Genomic DNA, 17,734 nt, shown 5'->3' with positions numbered 1-17,734 from the left:
TCAGTACCCGCCGAAATGGTAGGGCACGATCAACGGATTGACCGCGGTGTACGGACTCGGCATCTGGCCGATGGTGCGGCCCCACTGCATTTCGAGTTCGGTCAGGTTGCCCTCCCACCTGGTGCCGGTGAAAAGGCTGCTGTCGATGCGGCTCAGAGTGAGGTCGATGACCAAGGTGATGTTGGCGAAGTCACCCCGAAACCAGTTGGGGATAGTGCTTTTCACCCACGGATAGGTGGACAGGAAGTCCAGCCCTCTGGTCAGCGCCGGCCCGGCGTTGGCCAGCTCGCGCAGGACGGGGGCGATATTGCGCAGGTTGTCCACCAGCGACTGCTTGGTCTGGTGGACGGTGTCGGCGGCGATGGCACCGAACTTGCCCAGCGCGTCGATCGCGTTGGCGAGCTTGGTACGCGAATCAGACAGCACCGCAAGCGCTTGCGGGATCGTGGTGAGTGCCTTGTCCACGGTGGCATCCTTGGCGGCGACCTGCCCGGCCAGGTTGTTGAGCCGTTCGGTGGCGGTGATGATGTCGTCGGTCTGGGCGTTGAGCTGGTCGATGAACGTATCCAGCTGAGTCAGCAGGCTTTTCATATCATTCTCGCGGCCGGACAACGCGGTGGCGAAGGCCTGGTTGATCTCCTGCAGCTGGCCCAGCCCGCCACCGTTGAGCAGCACCGACACCGAGGCCAGCGTCTGCTCGGTGGTCGGATAGGTGCTGGCCTTCGACAGCGGAATCAGCGAGCCGTCCTTGAGCTGCCCCTGGGGTGGTTCGTCGCTGGGAGGGGCCAATTCGATGTGCATCGAGCCAAGCAGGCTGGTCTGTCCAACCTTGGCGGTGCTGTTGGCCGGCAGGTGGACGTCGCCGTCGATGCGCATCGTCACCAGGGCGTGCCAGTCCTGGACTTCGATCTTGGTGACGTTGCCGACGTTGACGTCGGCGACCCGCACCCGGGTGTTCTGCTGGATGGTCACCACGTCGGGCAGCTGCGCCGCAATTGTGTAAGAGCCAGGCCCCGTGCCCGTGGTGCCTGGCAGGCTCAGCGAATTCAGCCCTCGCCATTGGCATCCCGGGACCGCCGACAGGCACGCGACACCGAGCACGAAAGCCACTAGCCGCTTCATGGTTGGCCGCCCGGCACCATCAGGCCTGCGAGCCCCTGACTCGGATCGGTTGAGGTGGCCAGTGCGCCCGTAGCACCGGCGGGCGGTACAGGCGCAGCCGGCGGCAGGTGCGGGTTGAGCCGGTCTTCGCTGTAGGTGATCTCGTTGGGGCGCGCGACCGTACCGACGAAGGGGTTGATTCCGAGCGGCGGGTAGTTGTACTGCCGATTCTTGATGATCGGCGCCAGGTACTGCGTGCACAACTTGGCAGACTGCTCAGCGCCTTCGCGTGCCGCGGCTTGAATTGAGCTGCAGATGAATTGGACCGTATCGGCGAAATTCACCGGGGCCAGGATCCCGGTGATGGCGCTCTGGGCCGGCTGATAGATGTTGGTGAAGTTGGAGAAGACCGTCGGTGCGATGTGCAGGGCCTGCTTGATATCGCCGCGGCTGTCGTTGAGTGCGGTGGTGATCGCGTTGAGGTGATCGAAGGTCACCCCGAGGCCTTCCCTGTTCTCGGCGACGAAGCCGCGCAGATCGTTGACCGCGCCGTCGAGGCCGTGGGTGGCGTTGGCGATCTCGTTGGGAGAGTTGGACAGCACGGTGGTGACGTCGGCCAGATTGGTGTTGAACGAGGCGAGCAGATCGCTACTGGACGCCAGCGCCGACACCAGCAACTGCAGGTTGCGCACTGTGCTGAAGATGTCCGTGGCGTGGTCGCCCAGCGCGGAGGCGGCCGCCGATAGCTTGATGACCGTGTCGCGGGCGGTCTCGCCCTGCGCGCGCAGGTTGTCGGCGGTCGTGTTGATGAATTCACCCAGCGAGCTCACTCCACCTGGGGTGGTGGGTTGCAGTGTGTCGGTCAGCTTTTCCAGCTGCCTGCGCAGGTCGTCCCACTCGATGGGAACCGCGGTGCGCTCGATCGGGATACTCGCGCCGTCGGCCAGCGTCGGCCCGCCGGAGTAGGCCGGAATCAGTTGGATCGCCCGCGCCGAGACCAGCGACGGCGACAGGATCGCTGCCTTGGCGGCGGCGGGCACCTGGTACTGGCTATCGACGGAGAACGTGACCTTCGCCGAACTCGGTTGCGGTTCAATCTTATCCACTGTCCCAACAGCCACTCCGAGGATGCGGATCTCGTCGCCGGTGTAGAGGCCGTTGGTATTGGAGAAGTAGGCGACATAGGTATTGCGCGCGACGTGGCGCCCCCACGGGGTGGCGACGACAACGATCGCGACGGCGAGCATGACCACGAGGCTGATCCCGGTGACGATCTGGGTGAAGCGCCGATATCGGTTCAGCATCGTCAATTCCCTCCGGCGGCCGGGGGCACCGGCGGAATGGACGGCGGCGGCAGTTCACCGGGCGCGGGTGCTAGCGCCGGCGGCCCAGGCGGTGGGCCGCCCGGCGGCGGTGCAGGCAACGGCTCGCGGTAGGGATAGCGGCCGGGGAACTGCGCTGGGAGGTTCGGATCCTGGTTACCTGTGATTGCTTCGGGCAGCGTCAGATTCGGTTCCCCGCCCTGCCCGGTTCGAGGGAACGGCACCGGCAGCGGTGGGGTTGCCGGCTGGCCGACACCGGGGTCGACCAGTTGCGACGGTAGCAACGTATTGGGGTCCAGCCCCAGGTCGGAGAACGCCGCATCGATGAACGGCTGAGAAAATTGGCCGGGCGCCAGGTTGACCAGCGAGGCTTTGAAGAACGGTCCCGAGCCGAGCACTTCACCGAACGACATCGCATAGCGCCGCAACAAGTACAGGGTCCGCTGCAGTTCCTGCTTGCGGTTGTCCAGGATACCGAGCACCCCGTTGAGCTTGTCGACGGCGGGTTTGAGCTGGGTCCGGTTGTCGTTGACGAGGCCGGAGATCTGCGCGGACACCGCGCTCAGGTTGCCCATCAATGCATCGACCGAATTACGCTGTGCCAGAAGCTCGGCCAGCAATGCGTTGGCGTTCGCGACCAGCTGGGCGATCTGGTCACTGCGCTTGGCCAGCACCGCGGTGACTTTGTTGGCGTTTGCCAGCAGGTCACGCAGCTTGGCATCGCGAGTGTTGAGCGTGTCGGAGAAGCGGGCGACACCCTCCAGGGCGAGTTTCAGATCGGGCGGGGTGTCCTTGAAGGTGTCGGCCAATGTGGTCAGCGCCGACGACAACTGCGTGGTGTCCAGGCCGCTGATGGTCGTCGTGAGGTCACCCAGGGCGTCCGTGAGATCGTAGGGAGATTTGGTGCGTTCCAACGGAATGGGACCGGCCAGCGACCCGTCGCCCCGTGGCGTCAGCTCCAGATACTTGGTGCCGAGCACGGTTTCGGTCTTGATCGCGGCCTCGGTGCGATCGCCCAGCTCGACACCGTCGCGCACGGTGAAATCCACCAGCACCTTGGCGCCCTGCAGCTTGATGTCGGAGACCCGGCCCACGCCGAGCCCGGACACCCGCACGTCGCTGCCGGTCTTGATGCCGCCCGCCTCGGCGAAGTACGCGGAGTAGTCGCTGGTTCCCTTGATGAACGGGATCTTGTCGTAAGAAAAGACCGCGACCACCAGCGCGGCAATGACAAGGACACCGACGATGCCCACCGTCAACCGATTACGTTCGGCCAGTGGCTTGATATTCGGGCGCTTGAGGCTGATTCGCGTCATTTGGGTGTGCACCGTCCCGTGTCCTGGCCCGCGAGTTTGACGTAGACGGGTTGGCCGCCCTTGCCGTTGACCTTGAGGATGGCATCGCAGAGGTAGAAGCCGAAGTAGTCGCCGTACAGGCCGTTGCGGGACAGCACCTGGTAGGCGTCGGGCAGCGTCTTGACCAGATCATCGACGTAGTCGTGGTCGGCCATCACCTGGCCGGCGAACCGGTCGGTCTGCACCACGGTGTCCTTGATCGGTTGTCGCGCGGCGGTCAGCAGGTCGGCGACCGACCCCGCCGCGGCGTTGATGTAGGCCACGCCGTTGCCGATGTCGGTTCGGCGATCGGCCAGGCCCTGGACCAAGTGGGACAGCTTGTCCAGGCCGGTGGAGAACTGGTCGTCGCGGGCGGCGAAGGTGCCCAGCACGGTGTTGAGGTTGGTGATGACCTCGCCGATCAGCTGGTCCCGCCCGGCCAGCGTCGTGGTCAGCGCGGAGGTCTGGGCGAGCACCGATGAGATGGTGCCGCCCTGCCCCTGGAACACCCGCAGCAGTTCACCGGACAGCGCATTGACCTGGTCGGGGTCCAGCGCGCGGAACAGCGGCCGGAACCCCCCGATCAGTGCGTCGACATCAAGTGCCGGCGACGTGCGCGCGAGCGGAATGGTCTGGCCCGGTACGAGTTTGCGCACCGATCCCGCGCCCTCTTCCAGGGACAGGTACCGGTCGCCGATCAGGTTCTCGTAGCGCACCACCGCGCGGGTGCCCTCGGTGAGTTGCAGGCCTTTATCGATGGCGAAGTCCACGGTGACCGTGCCGTCTTTGTGCAGGGTCATGTCGGTGACCTTGCCGACTTCGACGCCGGCGATGCGAACGAAGTTGCCGCCCTTGAGGCCTGACACGTTGGTGAACACCGCGCTGTATGCAGCGCGGGAGTCGAACCTGAATTGCCCGAACACCGTCACAAGAATGAACGTGAACAGCAGGCACATCGCGGTGAAGAGCGCCACCCGGATGACCGAGCGGATAGTCCGGGATCTCATGGCTGGCCCCCGGGCGGCGGCGGGCTCAGCGGAGTGCCGTCCGGCGCGTATTCGGGTGCGCCGTAGGCCGGTTGTCCTGGGTAGACCGGCCAGGGGCCCGGAGCCGGACCGCCCGGATACCGGATCTTCGGGTCGTCAGGTACGCCCTTGGTGACCGGGAAGTAGTTGGCGAAGCCGGGGAATCCGATGCCCGGGTTGGGCCGCACGTCCAGGCCGGTACCGAAGCCGGTGTCGGTGACCAGATACTTGACCGGGAAGTTCTTGCTGGCGTCGGGCAGCGAACCGCAGCTCGGCTTCCCGCCGGGGCCACCCTTGGCGTTGACGATCGGCAGATTGTCGGGATAACGGTAGGGGTCGTCACCGGCCAGCAACGCCGCATCCATGATCACCGATTTCCCGTTGCCGCCCAACGCCTCTCGTCCGCCGTTCTCGAGGAACCATTGGGCGCCCTGAAACAGGCAGGTATAGGTCGGCGAGTACTTCATGAACAGGGCGGTGGTCGGGTCGAGGATGTTCATTGCGCGCACCAGGTTGGGCTGGTTGGTTCCGATCGTGTTGATCCCCGATTGGGAGAAGCCGACCGCGGACAACAGCAGGTTATCCAGCGCACCTGCTCCCGCGGTGATCGTCGCGCTGGTGGTGGTGAAGTTGTCCAGAATCCCCAGGATATCCTGTGCGGCATCCGAATACGCCTGAGCGGTCTTCCCGAACAGCTGCCAGTCCCGTTGCACGGTGGGCATTCTCGGGTTGACAGCGAGCAACACAGTGTTTGCGGCGGTGATGGCCTGACCGATCCGATCGCCCTTGCCGCGAACGGATTCGGCCACCGCTGACAGCACCGCGTTCAGCTTGGCCGGGTCGAGCGAATGCACCACGGATTGCAGGTTCTCGAAGACGGTGTTGACCTCGACTGTCACATTGCGGGAGCGCACCACTGCGCCGGGTTTCAGCGACCCGGCGCCGTCCGACGGGACGATGAGGTCGACATACTTGGCGCCAAAGGCGGTGCTGGACTTGATCTCGGCCTCGACGTTGCTCGGCAGGTATTGGAACGGCCCCGGGTCGATCTTCAGGTTCAGCGTGGACAGAGTGACGCCGTTCGCCCCACGTTTCGTTCCGACTCCAGACACCTCACCGATCTGTACACCGCGCAGCTTGACCTTCGCGCCGTCCTCCATGACCAGCCCGACCCGGTCCGAAATCAGCGTCAGCGGAATGGTTTTCCGCAACGTGCCGGTGAACAGCAGCGCCGTCAACGTGGTCAACGCCGCGATCACCAGAATCAGCACGGGTGCCCACCAGATCGGGTCGATCTTGGCCCGCCGAGATGAATTCGCCACCGCTACCCCGACAGATGGAAATTGCCGGACTGCCCGTATACGGACAGTGTGATGGTCAACAGAATGAAAACGCCCGCGGTGATCGATGTCCGCACCGCACGGCCGACCGCTTCGCCCACCCCCGCCGGGCCTCCGGTGGCGGTATAGCCGTAATAGGTGTGCACCGCCATGACCGCAGCGGCCATCGCCAGTGCCTCGACGAATGACCACAACAGGTCGGTGGGGTGCAGGAACGTCGTGAAGTAGTGGTCGTAGACCCCGCGGGACTGGCCGTAGATGATCGTCGTGCCGAACTTGGTGGCCAGAAACGACATCAGGACGGCGACGGTGTAGATCGGAACGACCGCGATGATGCCCGCGACGATGCGGGTGGACGCCAGATAGGTGACGGCGCGGATGCCCATCACCTCCAGCGCGTCGATCTCCTCATTGATGCGCATGGCGCCCAGCTGCGCTGTGGCACCGGCGCCGATGGTCGCGGCCAGCGCCACCCCTGCGGTGGCCGGGGCGATGAACCGGACGTTGAGGAACGCGCCGAGGAAACCGGTGAGGGCCTCGATCCCGACGTTGGACAGGGTGTTGTAGCCCTGGACGGCGATCAGTGCGCCGGTGGACAGGGTGAGGAAGCCGACGATCACCACCGTGCCGCCGATGACCGCCAGTGCGCCGGTGCCCATCCCCATGACCGCGATCAGCCGCAAGACTTCGGCCGGATAACGTCGGATGGCCTCTCCGGTGGCGGCCAGTGCGTTGCCGTAGAACGCAGTTTGCTCCCCCAGCCTGCGGGTGGATTCGACGATCCTGGCCGTCATGGCGCCACCTTCACGCCGAACGCAGTCGCCAGGATGTTGATCAGGAATAGCGCCATGAACGCGAACACCACGGTCTCGTTCACGGCGTTGCCGACGGCGGTCGGTCCGCCACCGACCGACAGTCCCTTGTAGCAGGCGATCAGACCCGCGGACAGGCCGAACAGAAAGGCCTTCGCCAGCGAGACGACCACCTGCGGCAGGCCGGTCAGCAGGGTCATCCCGGCGACGAACGCCCCCGGGGTCACGTGCTGGAGGTAGACGACGAAGAAGTAGCTCCCGGCCAGCCCGACGACGGCGACCACCGAATACAGCATCAGCGCAACGAAAGTCGCGGCGACCACCCGGGGAACCACCAGCGCCTGGATGGGATTGACGCCGATCACCTTCATGGCGTCGATCTCTTCGCGGATCGTGCGGGCGCCAAGATCGGCGCACATCGCGGTGGAGCCGGCACCGGCGACAACGATCGCGGTCACGACCGGACCCACCTGCGTCACCGACGCCAGCGCGGCGCCGGCACCGGCGAGGTCGCCAGCACCCACCTCCAGCAGCACGATGTTCAGGGTGAACACGATGAGCACGGTGTAGGGGATGGACAGCACCACCGTCGGGACGATCGACACGCGCGCCACGAACCAGATCTGGTCGAGCAGCTCACGCCAGGCGAAGGGCCGGCGGAACATTGCCGCGAAGGTCTCACCGACCAGGACGACGAAGTCCCCCACCGATAAAACCGGCTTGGACCACGCGATGCTCATGGATGCAGCAGGGGTGAGGAGCGGCGCGGCGACGGCGGCGTCATCGCCGCCTTACGCCAGCACCCCTCTGCGGATCCCACATGCGTCCTCTCGTCGTCAAGCCTGCGCCGGACGCTAAGAGGGCGATGATTAGCTGTCAATGCAACTGGTTGCACGAATGCGTACGTCAATACCGGGTATCGGCTGGTTGCCCCAACGCTTTTGATTCCACTCAGACGGATTAAATCGGGGCGAGCAGAAAACTTGCCGCGCGCCCGTTCTCGCCGCCAGTAAGCTCACAGACATGGCTGAAGCGGTCGATCCATCGGTTCCACCAAGCGGCACGGGCTGCGTCGAATGTGAAGCCGCCGGTGGCTGGTGGGTGCACCTGCGTCGCTGTGCGGCCTGCGGTCACATCGGCTGCTGCGACGATTCGCTGATGCGGCACGCTGCCGCGCACTGGCGCGAGAGCGGGCATCCGATCATCCGGTCGTTCGAGCCGGGTGAGGACTGGTTCTGGGACTACCAGACAGGCGAGTACTACGACGGGCCGGACCTGGCCCCACCAGAGAGCCGGCCATCGGAGGAGACCACCCCGGGCCCGCGCGGGCGGGTGCCGACCGACTGGGTGGAGATCCTGCGCAACCGCGCGGACTGAATCAGTGCATCGGCGCCGCCGCGGCGCCGCACGCGTACCGTCGCGCACGCGTCGTCGGTCAGGGTGTTGTCGTCGACCACGACCCGCTTCTTGCGTAGCACCGAGCGGCCGCAGGCGATGAACGGAACCGGAGTCGCGACGCTGTCCGCGCAGATCTGCACCGAGTCGGCGAAGCGCGTCCCGAGCTCGCCGGGCTCAAAATGCACGATGTAGCGGATGGTGAAAAGCCAAGTGCCGTCGGGGCGCTGCTCCCCGCGAACGATCAAGGAGTCGTCACCGATCCTGGCCATGCACTAGATAGTCCTCCGGTCGGCAGCCGAAGTGCGGAGCACACGCCGAGGCGTTTACGTCAATCCGGCCGCGGCCATTTCCTTTTCAAATTCGACAGCCATCCGCTCGGCGAATGCGGTAACCGCCTTGAGCGGGCGCAGCATCACGGTGAACTCGTCGATCAGCCCGTCCTCGCGGACGTGCAGGAAATCGCAGCCGTTGATCTCGAGGTCGCCGACCTTGGCGGTGAACACCAGCGCATGGTCGGCCTGGCCCTCGCCGCCGATCTCCTTGATGTAGGTCAGGTCGGCGAACACTCGCGATACCGCCCGCAGGATGACGCCGATCTGGTCGCGGCCGTGGTACGGCTTGTGGGCGATGGGGCTGCGGAAGACCACGTCAGGGGCGCACAGGGCGGGCAGGGCACCGAAATCACCGGCTTCGACGGCGGCGCGAAATGCATGCATGGCCTCAGCATGCCACGGTGAAGATCACGTCGGCACCGGTGCCCAATCTGCCCGGGAGAAATACGAATGCGACCGCCGGCGCGATATGACAACGTCGGGGCGTGAATCTTGCGATCTCCCCTCCCCAGGGTGTGACACTGCGCAGCGCCGGCGACGAGGACTGGTCGGCGATGAGGAGGTTGGCGGCCACGTCGTTCGGGTCCTTTGCCGACCCGGACACCGTGGCCACGTGGCAGGCCATGACGTCACCGGAGAGTGTCGTGCTGGCTTGCGACGGAGCGGACGTCGTCGGGATGTCGATGGTGCTGGACCTGGAGATGACGGTGCCCGGCGGCCAGCTGCTGCCGATGGCGGGTGTCACCTGGGTGGCGGTCGCTCCCACCCATCGGCGTCGCGGCGTGCTGCGCGCGATGTTCGCCGAATTGCACCGGCGGATGGTCGATGCGCAGTACCCACTCTTGGGGCTGCTCGCCAGCGAGGCCACCATCTACGGCCGGTTCGGCTACGGCCCGGCCACCATCGAGAACACCCTCCGCGTCGATCGGCGCGCGACGCAGATGCATCCTGGTGTACCGCAGCCCGGCGGGGTCCGGATCGTCGACCCGGCCCAGCACCGCGACGCATTGGTCGACATCTACGACCGCTGGCGACGGCACACGCCGGGTGGATTGCATACCCCGGCGGTGCTGTGGGACGAGGTCCTGGCCGACCGCGAATCCGGACGGCATGGCGGCAGCCAACTTTTCACGCTCCTGCACAGCGACGGCTTCGCCATGTACCGGACCCACACCACCGACACCAGCAGGTCGGTGGAGATCACCAAGTTCACCGCGGTCACCAGCATCGCCCGCATCGCCCTGTGGCAGGCACTGCTCGGGCTGGACCTGATGGAAACCATCACCGTCAACACCTACCCAGAAGACCCGCTGCCCTACCTGCTCACCGACCCACGACAGGCGCGCATGGTCGGCAGCGAGGACGCACTGTGGCTTCGAATCGCCGATATACCAACAGTTTTGGAAGCCCGCTCGTATTCTCGGGACGTCGCAGTCACCGTGGAGGTGTCCGACGGAGAGCTCGGCGGTGGCGGACGGTTCGATCTGTCCATCGACGACGGACGGGCACGCTGTGTGCCGAGCGAGGCCAGCCCCGATGTGCACGTGGATCTATCGGTGCTGGGCAGCATCTACCTCGGCGTTCATCGGCCGTCAGCGTTCGCGCGCGCGCATCGACTCCGGTGTGACAGCCCAAGCCTGCTTGCTCACCTTGACCTCGCGTTCGCTTCCGCGGTTCCCGCCGAGCTGGGTTACGGGTTCTGAAGCGCTAGTCTCCGACGATCCCGTCACGAAGCGACTCCAGCGCGGTGCGGCACAGTCGCGCGAGCTCGGCCAGCGAGGTGTCCTCGCCGACCATCCACAGCTCCATGGCGCCGAAGACGGCTGCGGCGATGCACCGGGCGGTGACGATGACGCGCAGCCGCTCGTCGGGTGTGGCCGGTGGGGTGCTCATCGACAGCTGGTCGGCGATCGCATCGGCGAACTCGGCCTCCACCTGCCGGGTGTGGCGGACGATGCGGCCGGCGTCGAGTTCCTTGGCCCGCAGCGCGGCGATCTGAGCGACGGCCTCCGGGTCATACGGCGAGGCGTCAATGGCCGATTGCACCGATTCGATGATCGACTCCCCCGGGGAGCGGGCCTGTAGTGCGGCACGGAACCACTCCAGGCCGACGTCGTAGTCGGCGAACAGCAGATCGTGTTTGGAGGTGAAGTGCCGATAGAAGGTGCGCAGCGAGACGCCGGCGTCATCAGCGATCTGCTCGGCCGAGGTGTCTTCGACACCTTGAGCGAGGAAGCGCACCAGGGCGGCACGCCGCAGCGCGTCGCGAGTGCGCTCGCTGCGCGCCGTCTGAGCAGGTCGAACCACGGGGGTAACGTACCGCAAAACGTATTGTCAAAATTGACAAAACATGCGGCGATCTTCACTACAGTTACGAAGCCATGACGCTCCTCGTGCATGCAGTGTTGGCTGTCCTCGTCATCGCATGGATCATCGGGTCCAATTCATCGATCTTCCGGCGGCCCGCCAGTGGGCCCGCGGTCAGTGCGCTCGAGATCCTCTACTACGTTGTCGGACTCGCGTCGATCGTGCTGGGCTGGTACTTCAACATCCAGTTCGTGCACCAGTACGCCGACGGCAGCGGGAACGTCTTCACCGGCGCGGGCAGCTGGTGGCAGTTCATCACGCTGGGGTACGACAACCCCGCCGCGGCATCAGCCAGCCAGGACTACACGATCGGCAATGTCATCCTGCTGCCGTTGTTCACGATCATCGACGGTTACCGCCGCGGGATTCGCCGGCCGTGGCTGTTCTTCGTCTCCAGCCTGTTCACCAGCTTCGCGTTCGCCTGGGCGTTCTACCTCGCCACTGTGGAACGCCAGCGGCTACAAGAGAAGTCAGCTCAGACGGTCGGCGCCAGCGTCGGGTAGTCGACGTAGCCCGCAGCACCCGGCGAGTAGAACGTAGCGACGTCCGGCGCGGTCAGTTCGGCGCCGGTGCGCAGCCGGTCGATGAGGTCGGGGTTGGCCAGATAGGCCCGGCCGACGGCGGCCGCGCTGATGACACCCCAGTCGACGAGATTCTCGAGCTGACAGAAGCTGGTGTCGATATCGCGGCCGGTGTTGAGGACGAACGGCCCTGGCCATAGCGCCCGCACCACGCCGAATTCAGCGGCGTCCGGGTTGATCAGGACGTGCAGATACGCCAGCTCGAGCGGCGAGATCCTGTGCAGCAGAGCCTCGTAGGCCGAGACGGCGTCAATCTCGTTGACACCGCCGGCGCCGTTTCCCGGCGAGATGCGCAACCCGACCCGGCCAGCCCCGATCTCGTCAGCCACCGCTTCGACGACCTCGGCGGTCAGTCGCGCGCGGTTCTGCGCAGAGCCACCGTAACGGTCGGTGCGGGTGTTGGCAGTATCGGAGAGGAACTGGTGTAGCAGATAGCCGTTGGCGGAATGGATTTCGACACCATCGAGTCCGGCATCGACGGCACGACGCGCGGCGGCGCGGAATTGTGCCACCACACCGGGGATTTCGTCGCTGCCGAGGGCTCGGGGCACCGGGAGCGGTTTCTTGCCGGACGGCGTGTGCGCCAACAGATCGGCTGCGATCGGTGAGGGCGCCACCGACTCGGCGCCGTTGATATCTGGGTGGGCCATCCGGCCGACGTGCCAGATCTGCATGAACATCAGCCCGTCCCTGGCATGGACGGCCGACGCGACCTCAGCCCACTTCTCCTGGTGTCGATCGGTGTAGATGCCAGGGGTGTTGACGTAGGCACCGTTACCCACCTGGGAGATGGCTGTGGCTTCGGTGATGATCAGCCCCGCGGACGCACGCTGTGCGTAGTACTCGACCTGCAGGTCGCTGGGCGTGCCGTCGGCCTGGGCGCGCGAGCGCGTCAACGGCGCCATGAACAGCCGATTCCGGGCAGTGCTCGACCCGATGGTGATCGGCTGGAGCAGGGCTGCATCGTCGGCCAGGGTGAACGTCATGCTTGGCTACAAGTGCCAGAACGCGCCGATTCATTCCCTCAGCTCACGGATCGAGAGCTTTGGGCAGGAGGCGGTCGGGGTGGTGGTAGGTGTTGGTGCCGCCTTTGAGCATGGGCAGCCCTGGTGGTGGGATCCACTCGGTTTGACCGTTGGGCAGTATTCGGGTGTCCCAGCCGCCGGTTTCGACGAGTTGGTTGTCGGGTGGGCAGGCCAGGGTGAGGTCGTTGATATCGGTGGTGCCGCCGTTCTTCCAGTCTTGGGCGGCGTGATGAACCACGCTGTGATATCCGGGCGCATCACAACCGGGCCTAGTGCAGCCACGATCCCTGGCGTGCAGGATGATTCGTTGATCAGCAGACGCGATCCGCTTGGTGCGGCCCAGCCACAACGGCCGTCCGTTGACTCCGTCGAAGAGCGCCAGGTAGTGGTACGCGTGGGCACCCGTGCGGATCACGTCCGAGATCGGCATCACCACTCCGCTGGCGGTGACCCCGTGTCCGGTTTTGTTCTGGATGTCCTGCAGCGTGGCGGTCACGATCACCGTGACCGGTAAGCCGTTGTGCTGACCGAACTTCGGATCCCCGAGTTGTCCGCGCACCAGCGCTTTAAGAGCGTCATGCTGACGCTGGCCATAACTGCGCAGATCCCGCCCGGCCACCTCGTCAGTGGGAGTGACGGTCGGAGACCCATCGGCGGGGTTGCACACACCCGGGGCGGCGAACTTCGCGAACCACGCGTCCAGTTCCGAGCGCAACTCCGGGTCGGCGATCAGCCGGCCCACGCTCATCCCGTCCACCTGCTGGCCGCCACACCACACGAACCCGCGCTTGCGGGCCCGGTCCTCGTCGGAGAACGTGCCATCCGGGTTCAGATGCAGCGCCAGCCGGTAGGCGACCTTCTCCAATTGGTCGGGCCGCAGATTCACGGCATGCTCTGCCAACGACGCCTCGGCCTTCTCGACCTCAACCGGGGGCACGTGATCGGGCAGGTCGCGGAAGAACTTCTGAATCACCCGCAGATGCTCGCCATCAAGCTGCCCGTCGCGCCAGGCCGTCGACGTCTCTTTCAGCACCGGCGCCAACGGCTCCCCGATCAACGTCGTCCGCGGTGCCAACTGCTCGGCGTCGCGGATCCGCCGCCGCGCTTCCCGCGGACTGATCCGCAACACATCAGCCAACGCAATCCCCACCGGCGGGCAGCCCTCGAACTGCTCCAACTTGGCCACCCCGGCATGTGAGATCGCCGTCAGGCGACGCTGCTGGGTCTCGATCAGCTCCAACGCTGCGAAGCGTTCGGGCGGGTCGAGTGCGTCGAAATCGAGAGCGGCCACAATGTCGACCGCAGCGGTGAGCGCGTCGCGCACCGCATTACTCGAACCCATGTTCGAACACTATGCCCACCCACCGACAAAACCGTCGCCCAAAGACAATCTGGGGATAAATCCGAGTCTGGGGATAAAGCTCACAGCCACAACGAAACTCAGCTGGCGCGGACCTCGTCCAGGAACGCGCGCACGGTCTCCTCCGACGCCGATGACGGCAGCCCGACCATCACCCGGTCGATGATGCCGTCGCAACGCTCGCGCAGCGCCGCCGCCAAGTCGTCGAGCGGCGCCACAACGGCGAACGTCGACAGAATCTCGTCATCGATCAGCGTGGCCATGGCATCCCACTGGCCTTCCAGCGAGAGCCGGTGCAAATCGGTCTGCAATTCGCCCCAGCCGTGGAGCTCCAACACCTTCCGGTACGCAGGCGTGGACGCATAGAACGCAATCTGCTTGCGACTCGCCGCCGCGGCCGTGGCGATCTCCGCCTCGTCGAAACCCGTGACCACGAAAACCGGTGCCATCACCTGGAAATCGGCCCGCGCGCGCCCGGTTTTGGCCATCCCCCGCTGCAGCGCCGGGATTGTCACCTCGTCGAAATACCGCTTGGTCGTAAATGCATGCGCGATCAGTCCGTCGGCGACCTCGCCGCACACCTCCGTCATCAACTCACCAACCGCCGCGATCACGATCTTCGGTGACCCATACGGGTGCCACTCCGGCACGAACATCGGTGTCATCAGGCGGTGGGTGTAGAAGTCGCCGTCGAAGCTGAGTTTGGTGCCGTCCCGCCAGCAATCCCAAATCGCATGCAGCGCAAGGATGAACTCGCGCATCCGGCGGGCCGGCCGGCTCCACGGCATACTGAACCGCTTCTCGATGTGCGGCTTGATCTGGGTGCCCAGCCCGAGCAGCAGCCGCCCCTGGGAGAAGTCCTGAAGATCCCAACCGATGGTGGCCACCGTCATCGGATTTCGGGCAAACGCCACCGCGATGCTGGTCCCCAGTTCAATCTGAGTGGTGTGCTCGGCAGCCAGGGTGAGCGGCAGGAACGGATCGTGATTGATCTCAGCGGTCCAGCATCCGTCGTAACCGAGTCGCTCCGCCTCGCGCGCCGCAGCACTGACGGCGGAGAGCCGGCTGATCACACCCCGGTCGACCTTGAGACCGCCGACCTCGCCCATGTCGGCAGAGGCTACAGTAAGCACTTCAGTATGGTCAACGCCGCCAGGGTTAGGACACGTCGATGAGCAACGCGCAGGACTGGCAGGAGACGCTCCACGACTTGAGTCGCCGCCGTCAACACGCGCACGCGATGGGCGGTGAGGAGCGCGTCACCAAACACCACGCCAAGGGAAAACTCGACGCCCGAGCTCGAATCGACCACCTCCTCGACCCCGGCACGTTCCAGGAGTTCGGCACCCTGGTTGGTGGCGAGATCGCCGCCGACGGACTCGTTGCCGGCGCCGGTCGCATCGACGGAACGCCGGTGATGGTCGGCGCTGAGGATTTCACCACCCTGGCCGGCAGTATCGGCCCCGGCGGCAACGCCAAGCGTTATCGCCTCGCCGAACTCGCGCTGCGCAGCAAGATCCCGTTGGTGATGCTGTTGGAGGGCGCCGGTTTCCGCGCCGCGGGCGGTGAGCACTACGGCCGCACCCCGACCGATCTGATCGCCCAGGCGCGATGCTCCGGCAAGGTCCCCACCATATCCGCGATCCTCGGCCCGTCCGCCGGCCACGGCGCACTTGTCGCCCCAGTCTGCGACTTCTCCATCATGAGTAATCAGGGGGCGATCTTCACCGCCGGTCCCCCGGTCGTGAAAGAGGCTACCGGAGAGGATATCTCGAAGGAGGAACTTGGCGGTCCGACCGTCGCGCTACCCAGCGGCGTCGTGCACAACTATGCCGAGACCGACCAGGCGGTACTCGACGACATCCGGCGCTATCTGTCTTATTTCCCTTCCAGCGCATGGTCGTATCCCCCAACGCGGCTGTTCGACGAGAACGCTGGTCCGCGCCCCACCCCGGAACTACTCGACATTGTCTCCCGGGACAACCGCAACATCTACGACATGCGAGGCGTTCTCGACGTCGTTTTCGACGACACGGACTGGCTGGAGATACAGCCGAAGTTCGGCACAGCCATCATCTGCGCACTCGCCCATCTGGGCGGGTATCCGGTCGCGGTCGTCGCGAACCAGCCCACCGAACTGGCTGGCTCCATCGACTCCGATGCTGCCGACAAGGCCGCGCATTTCATCATGGTCGCCGACTCCTTCCACCTGCCGCTCGTCTTCCTAGCGGACAATCCCGGCATGCTGCCGGGCGGCCAGTCCGAGCGCAGTGGCGTACTGCGAAGCGGCGCAAGGATGTTCGTTGCCCAGACCGCGGCCACCACACTGAAACTCCACGTCACGCTGCGGAAGGCCTTCGGCTTCGGCTCAATGGTCATGTCGCTGCTGGGTTTCGACAATCAGGTGGCGACATTCGCCTACCCGGGGGCAACCATGGGGGCGATGAGCGCGGCCGCGCTGAGCCGGGCCTCGCACGCCGACGAGGATGTCACGGAGACCCTGAAGAACATGGAGCTCGAGGCGTCATACCGCTCGGCGGGCAGTCTCGGCTTCGACGAGCTGATCGCGCCGGAGGAAACCCGCAACGCCCTACTGCTCGCACTGCAGCGCGGTGTCTTCAGCCGTCAGGAAGTCGCTGAACCGGTGAACCGGACAGCCATCACACCCTAGGGTCACAACCGGCGGTAGGCCGTGACAACCGGTTCCAACTCGTCGGGGGTGGCGCCGTGCATGATCACCGCGTCAGCGCCGTAGTCGAATTCCTTTCGGATCCTCGCCGCACACTGCTGCGCCGATCCGGTGGCCGACGGTTCCAGCCACTCCTCGGGAATCAATGTGGCGATCTGCTCGATCTGCTCGGCGGTCGCCTTGTGATCGATACCGCCACCAACGGACTGCACCACCGAATCCGCGCGGAAACGTGCCAGCACAGCGGGATCCCAATTGTTCGTCGTGACGAGGAGATCGCCGTAACCCTGCAGATAGGTGGCCAGCCGCGCGACCGTCTTCTTCAGCCGCAGTTCCTCGGGGAGGTGATCGCCGACCGTGGCAAAGCACGACCACACCCGCACACTGTCTGGATCGCGGCCGGCCTGCTCGGCAGCATCCTTCACGGTCTTGACACTGCGCGCCAACGTCTCCGGGGTGAAGTAGGTGTGCAAGATGACATCGTCAAACGCCCGCCCGCCGAGCTTCAGCGTGTTGGGCCCGAACGCCACGAGGGCCAACCTGATGTCCTCGTTGAAATCCGGATCCAGGAACAGAATCGGGTACTTTCCCAGCGGCCCATCATGATTGACGATCAACTCGCCGTGCCACAACCGGCGCATCACCTGGGCGAAGTCTTCCATCTGCGCGGTGGTCACCGGCGGGATGCCGAAGGCCCCGTAGATCGCCGCGATTCCGCGTCCGATGCCGAGAGTGAATCTCCCGCCGGAGAGCCGGTGCATCGTGGTGGCCCACGAGCCGGTGATCAGCGGGTGCCGGGTGTTGTGATTGGTGGCCGCCGTGGCGATCTGCATCCGGCTGGTCACCGCGCATGCCGCACCGACCAGAGACGACGCCTCCTTGACGTTCCAGCGCTCGGAGATGAAGCCGGTGCCGAAGCCCAGCTCCTCACCCCGGCGCGCTTCTTCCATCAGGGTGGCCGGGCCCTCCCCGCCGGCGCCGGCCAGCAGGTAGTAACCCAACTCGTCGAGCACGCGCGTGTCTATCCCCATGTCGCTTAGCTCCTGCC

Annotated in this window: 18 protein-coding genes; 4 read left to right on the top strand and 14 right to left on the bottom strand. The window is 65.4% G+C overall.

What is annotated here, in order from left to right; all coding sequences use genetic code 11:
- The 7 genes from G6N38_RS15110 to G6N38_RS15080 are packed head-to-tail and all read right to left on the bottom strand — an operon-like array spanning nt 1 to nt 7,674.
- Nucleotides 1–1,122 carry an MCE family protein gene (locus tag G6N38_RS15110; protein WP_163748744.1) on the bottom strand — a complete coding sequence of 374 codons (1,122 nt, stop codon included), beginning with the start codon at nt 1,120–1,122 and terminating at the stop codon, nt 1–3.
- Nucleotides 1,119–2,405 (bottom strand): MCE family protein, encoded by a 1,287-nt coding sequence (locus G6N38_RS15105; RefSeq protein WP_163748742.1) that lies wholly within the window; start codon nt 2,403–2,405, stop codon nt 1,119–1,121. Before G6N38_RS15105 ends, G6N38_RS15110 begins: the two co-directional genes overlap by 4 nt.
- A gap of 2 nt (nt 2,406–2,407) precedes the next feature.
- On the bottom strand, nt 2,408–3,739 hold the full coding sequence (locus G6N38_RS15100) for an MCE family protein (protein ID WP_179968393.1): 1,332 nt from the start codon (nt 3,737–3,739) through the stop codon (nt 2,408–2,410).
- Nucleotides 3,736–4,764: an MCE family protein gene (locus G6N38_RS15095; RefSeq protein WP_163748741.1), complete on the bottom strand. Its 1,029-nt coding sequence runs from the start codon at nt 4,762–4,764 to the stop codon at nt 3,736–3,738. Before G6N38_RS15095 ends, G6N38_RS15100 begins: the two co-directional genes overlap by 4 nt.
- On the bottom strand, nt 4,761–6,104 hold the full coding sequence (locus tag G6N38_RS15090) for an MCE family protein (protein WP_163748739.1): 1,344 nt from the start codon (nt 6,102–6,104) through the stop codon (nt 4,761–4,763). Before G6N38_RS15090 ends, G6N38_RS15095 begins: the two co-directional genes overlap by 4 nt.
- Before the next feature lie 2 nt (nt 6,105–6,106).
- Nucleotides 6,107–6,916 (bottom strand): ABC transporter permease, encoded by an 810-nt coding sequence (locus G6N38_RS15085; protein ID WP_163748737.1) that lies wholly within the window; start codon nt 6,914–6,916, stop codon nt 6,107–6,109.
- Nucleotides 6,913–7,674: an MlaE family ABC transporter permease gene (locus tag G6N38_RS15080; RefSeq protein WP_163748736.1), complete on the bottom strand. Its 762-nt coding sequence runs from the start codon at nt 7,672–7,674 to the stop codon at nt 6,913–6,915. The genes G6N38_RS15085 and G6N38_RS15080 overlap by 4 nt, the downstream gene beginning before the upstream one ends.
- A 283-nt stretch (nt 7,675–7,957) precedes the next feature.
- Here G6N38_RS15080 and G6N38_RS15075 point away from each other — a divergent pair, with 283 nt between their 5' ends.
- Nucleotides 7,958–8,311: a UBP-type zinc finger domain-containing protein gene (locus G6N38_RS15075; protein WP_163748733.1), complete on the top strand. Its 354-nt coding sequence runs from the start codon at nt 7,958–7,960 to the stop codon at nt 8,309–8,311.
- On the opposite strand, the gene G6N38_RS15070 is transcribed toward G6N38_RS15075, so the two are convergent.
- Together G6N38_RS15070 and G6N38_RS15065 are read right to left on the bottom strand one after the other, a co-directional pair.
- On the bottom strand, nt 8,194–8,601 hold the full coding sequence (locus G6N38_RS15070; RefSeq protein WP_163745677.1) for a hypothetical protein: 408 nt from the start codon (nt 8,599–8,601) through the stop codon (nt 8,194–8,196). The two genes, G6N38_RS15075 and G6N38_RS15070, sit on opposite strands and share 118 nt — an antisense overlap.
- Before the next feature lie 54 nt (nt 8,602–8,655).
- Nucleotides 8,656–9,048: a nuclear transport factor 2 family protein gene (locus G6N38_RS15065; protein WP_163748731.1), complete on the bottom strand. Its 393-nt coding sequence runs from the start codon at nt 9,046–9,048 to the stop codon at nt 8,656–8,658.
- Between the two features lie 170 nt (nt 9,049–9,218).
- Between G6N38_RS15065 and G6N38_RS15060 the strand changes: the two genes are divergently transcribed.
- Nucleotides 9,219–10,367 carry a GNAT family N-acetyltransferase gene (locus G6N38_RS15060; protein WP_163752027.1) on the top strand — a complete coding sequence of 383 codons (1,149 nt, stop codon included), beginning with the start codon at nt 9,219–9,221 and terminating at the stop codon, nt 10,365–10,367.
- Between the two features lie 4 nt (nt 10,368–10,371).
- On the opposite strand, the gene G6N38_RS15055 is transcribed toward G6N38_RS15060, so the two are convergent.
- Nucleotides 10,372–10,971 carry a TetR/AcrR family transcriptional regulator gene (locus tag G6N38_RS15055; protein ID WP_163748729.1) on the bottom strand — a complete coding sequence of 200 codons (600 nt, stop codon included), beginning with the start codon at nt 10,969–10,971 and terminating at the stop codon, nt 10,372–10,374.
- A 74-nt stretch (nt 10,972–11,045) separates the two neighbouring features.
- Here G6N38_RS15055 and G6N38_RS15050 point away from each other — a divergent pair, with 74 nt between their 5' ends.
- Nucleotides 11,046–11,534, top strand: a complete 489-nt coding sequence (locus G6N38_RS15050; protein WP_163748727.1) for a DUF2834 domain-containing protein — start codon at nt 11,046–11,048, stop codon at nt 11,532–11,534.
- Here the strand turns inward: G6N38_RS15050 and G6N38_RS15045 are convergent.
- The 3 genes from G6N38_RS15045 to G6N38_RS15035 form a co-directional block, all read right to left on the bottom strand.
- Nucleotides 11,507–12,598, bottom strand: coding sequence for an alkene reductase (locus tag G6N38_RS15045; RefSeq protein WP_163748725.1), 1,092 nt, complete (start codon nt 12,596–12,598; stop codon nt 11,507–11,509). The two genes, G6N38_RS15050 and G6N38_RS15045, sit on opposite strands and share 28 nt — an antisense overlap.
- A 43-nt stretch (nt 12,599–12,641) precedes the next feature.
- Complete coding sequence (locus G6N38_RS15040; RefSeq protein ID WP_163748723.1) at nt 12,642–13,979, bottom strand: HNH endonuclease signature motif containing protein; 1,338 nt, start codon at nt 13,977–13,979, stop codon at nt 12,642–12,644.
- Between the two features lie 98 nt (nt 13,980–14,077).
- Nucleotides 14,078–15,106: an LLM class F420-dependent oxidoreductase gene (locus tag G6N38_RS15035; protein ID WP_163752026.1), complete on the bottom strand. Its 1,029-nt coding sequence runs from the start codon at nt 15,104–15,106 to the stop codon at nt 14,078–14,080.
- A 62-nt stretch (nt 15,107–15,168) separates the two neighbouring features.
- On the opposite strand from G6N38_RS15035, the gene G6N38_RS15030 reads away from it, so the two are divergent.
- Nucleotides 15,169–16,668 (top strand): acyl-CoA carboxylase subunit beta, encoded by a 1,500-nt coding sequence (locus tag G6N38_RS15030; RefSeq protein ID WP_163748721.1) that lies wholly within the window; start codon nt 15,169–15,171, stop codon nt 16,666–16,668.
- 2 nt (nt 16,669–16,670) lie between these two features.
- Here the strand turns inward: G6N38_RS15030 and G6N38_RS15025 are convergent, their stop codons facing one another.
- A complete protein-coding gene (locus G6N38_RS15025) occupies nt 16,671–17,711 on the bottom strand; it encodes a TIGR03857 family LLM class F420-dependent oxidoreductase (RefSeq protein WP_179968564.1) in 1,041 nt (346 codons plus the stop codon).
- Nucleotides 17,712–17,734 lie beyond the last annotated feature (23 nt).

This window comes from Mycolicibacterium helvum, assembly GCF_010731895.1.
In the GTDB taxonomy this organism is placed as follows: Bacteria; Actinomycetota; Actinomycetes; order Mycobacteriales; family Mycobacteriaceae; genus Mycobacterium; species Mycobacterium helvum.
Note: the sequence above shows the minus strand (reverse complement) of the source record. Positions and strands in the feature narration are given on the sequence as shown.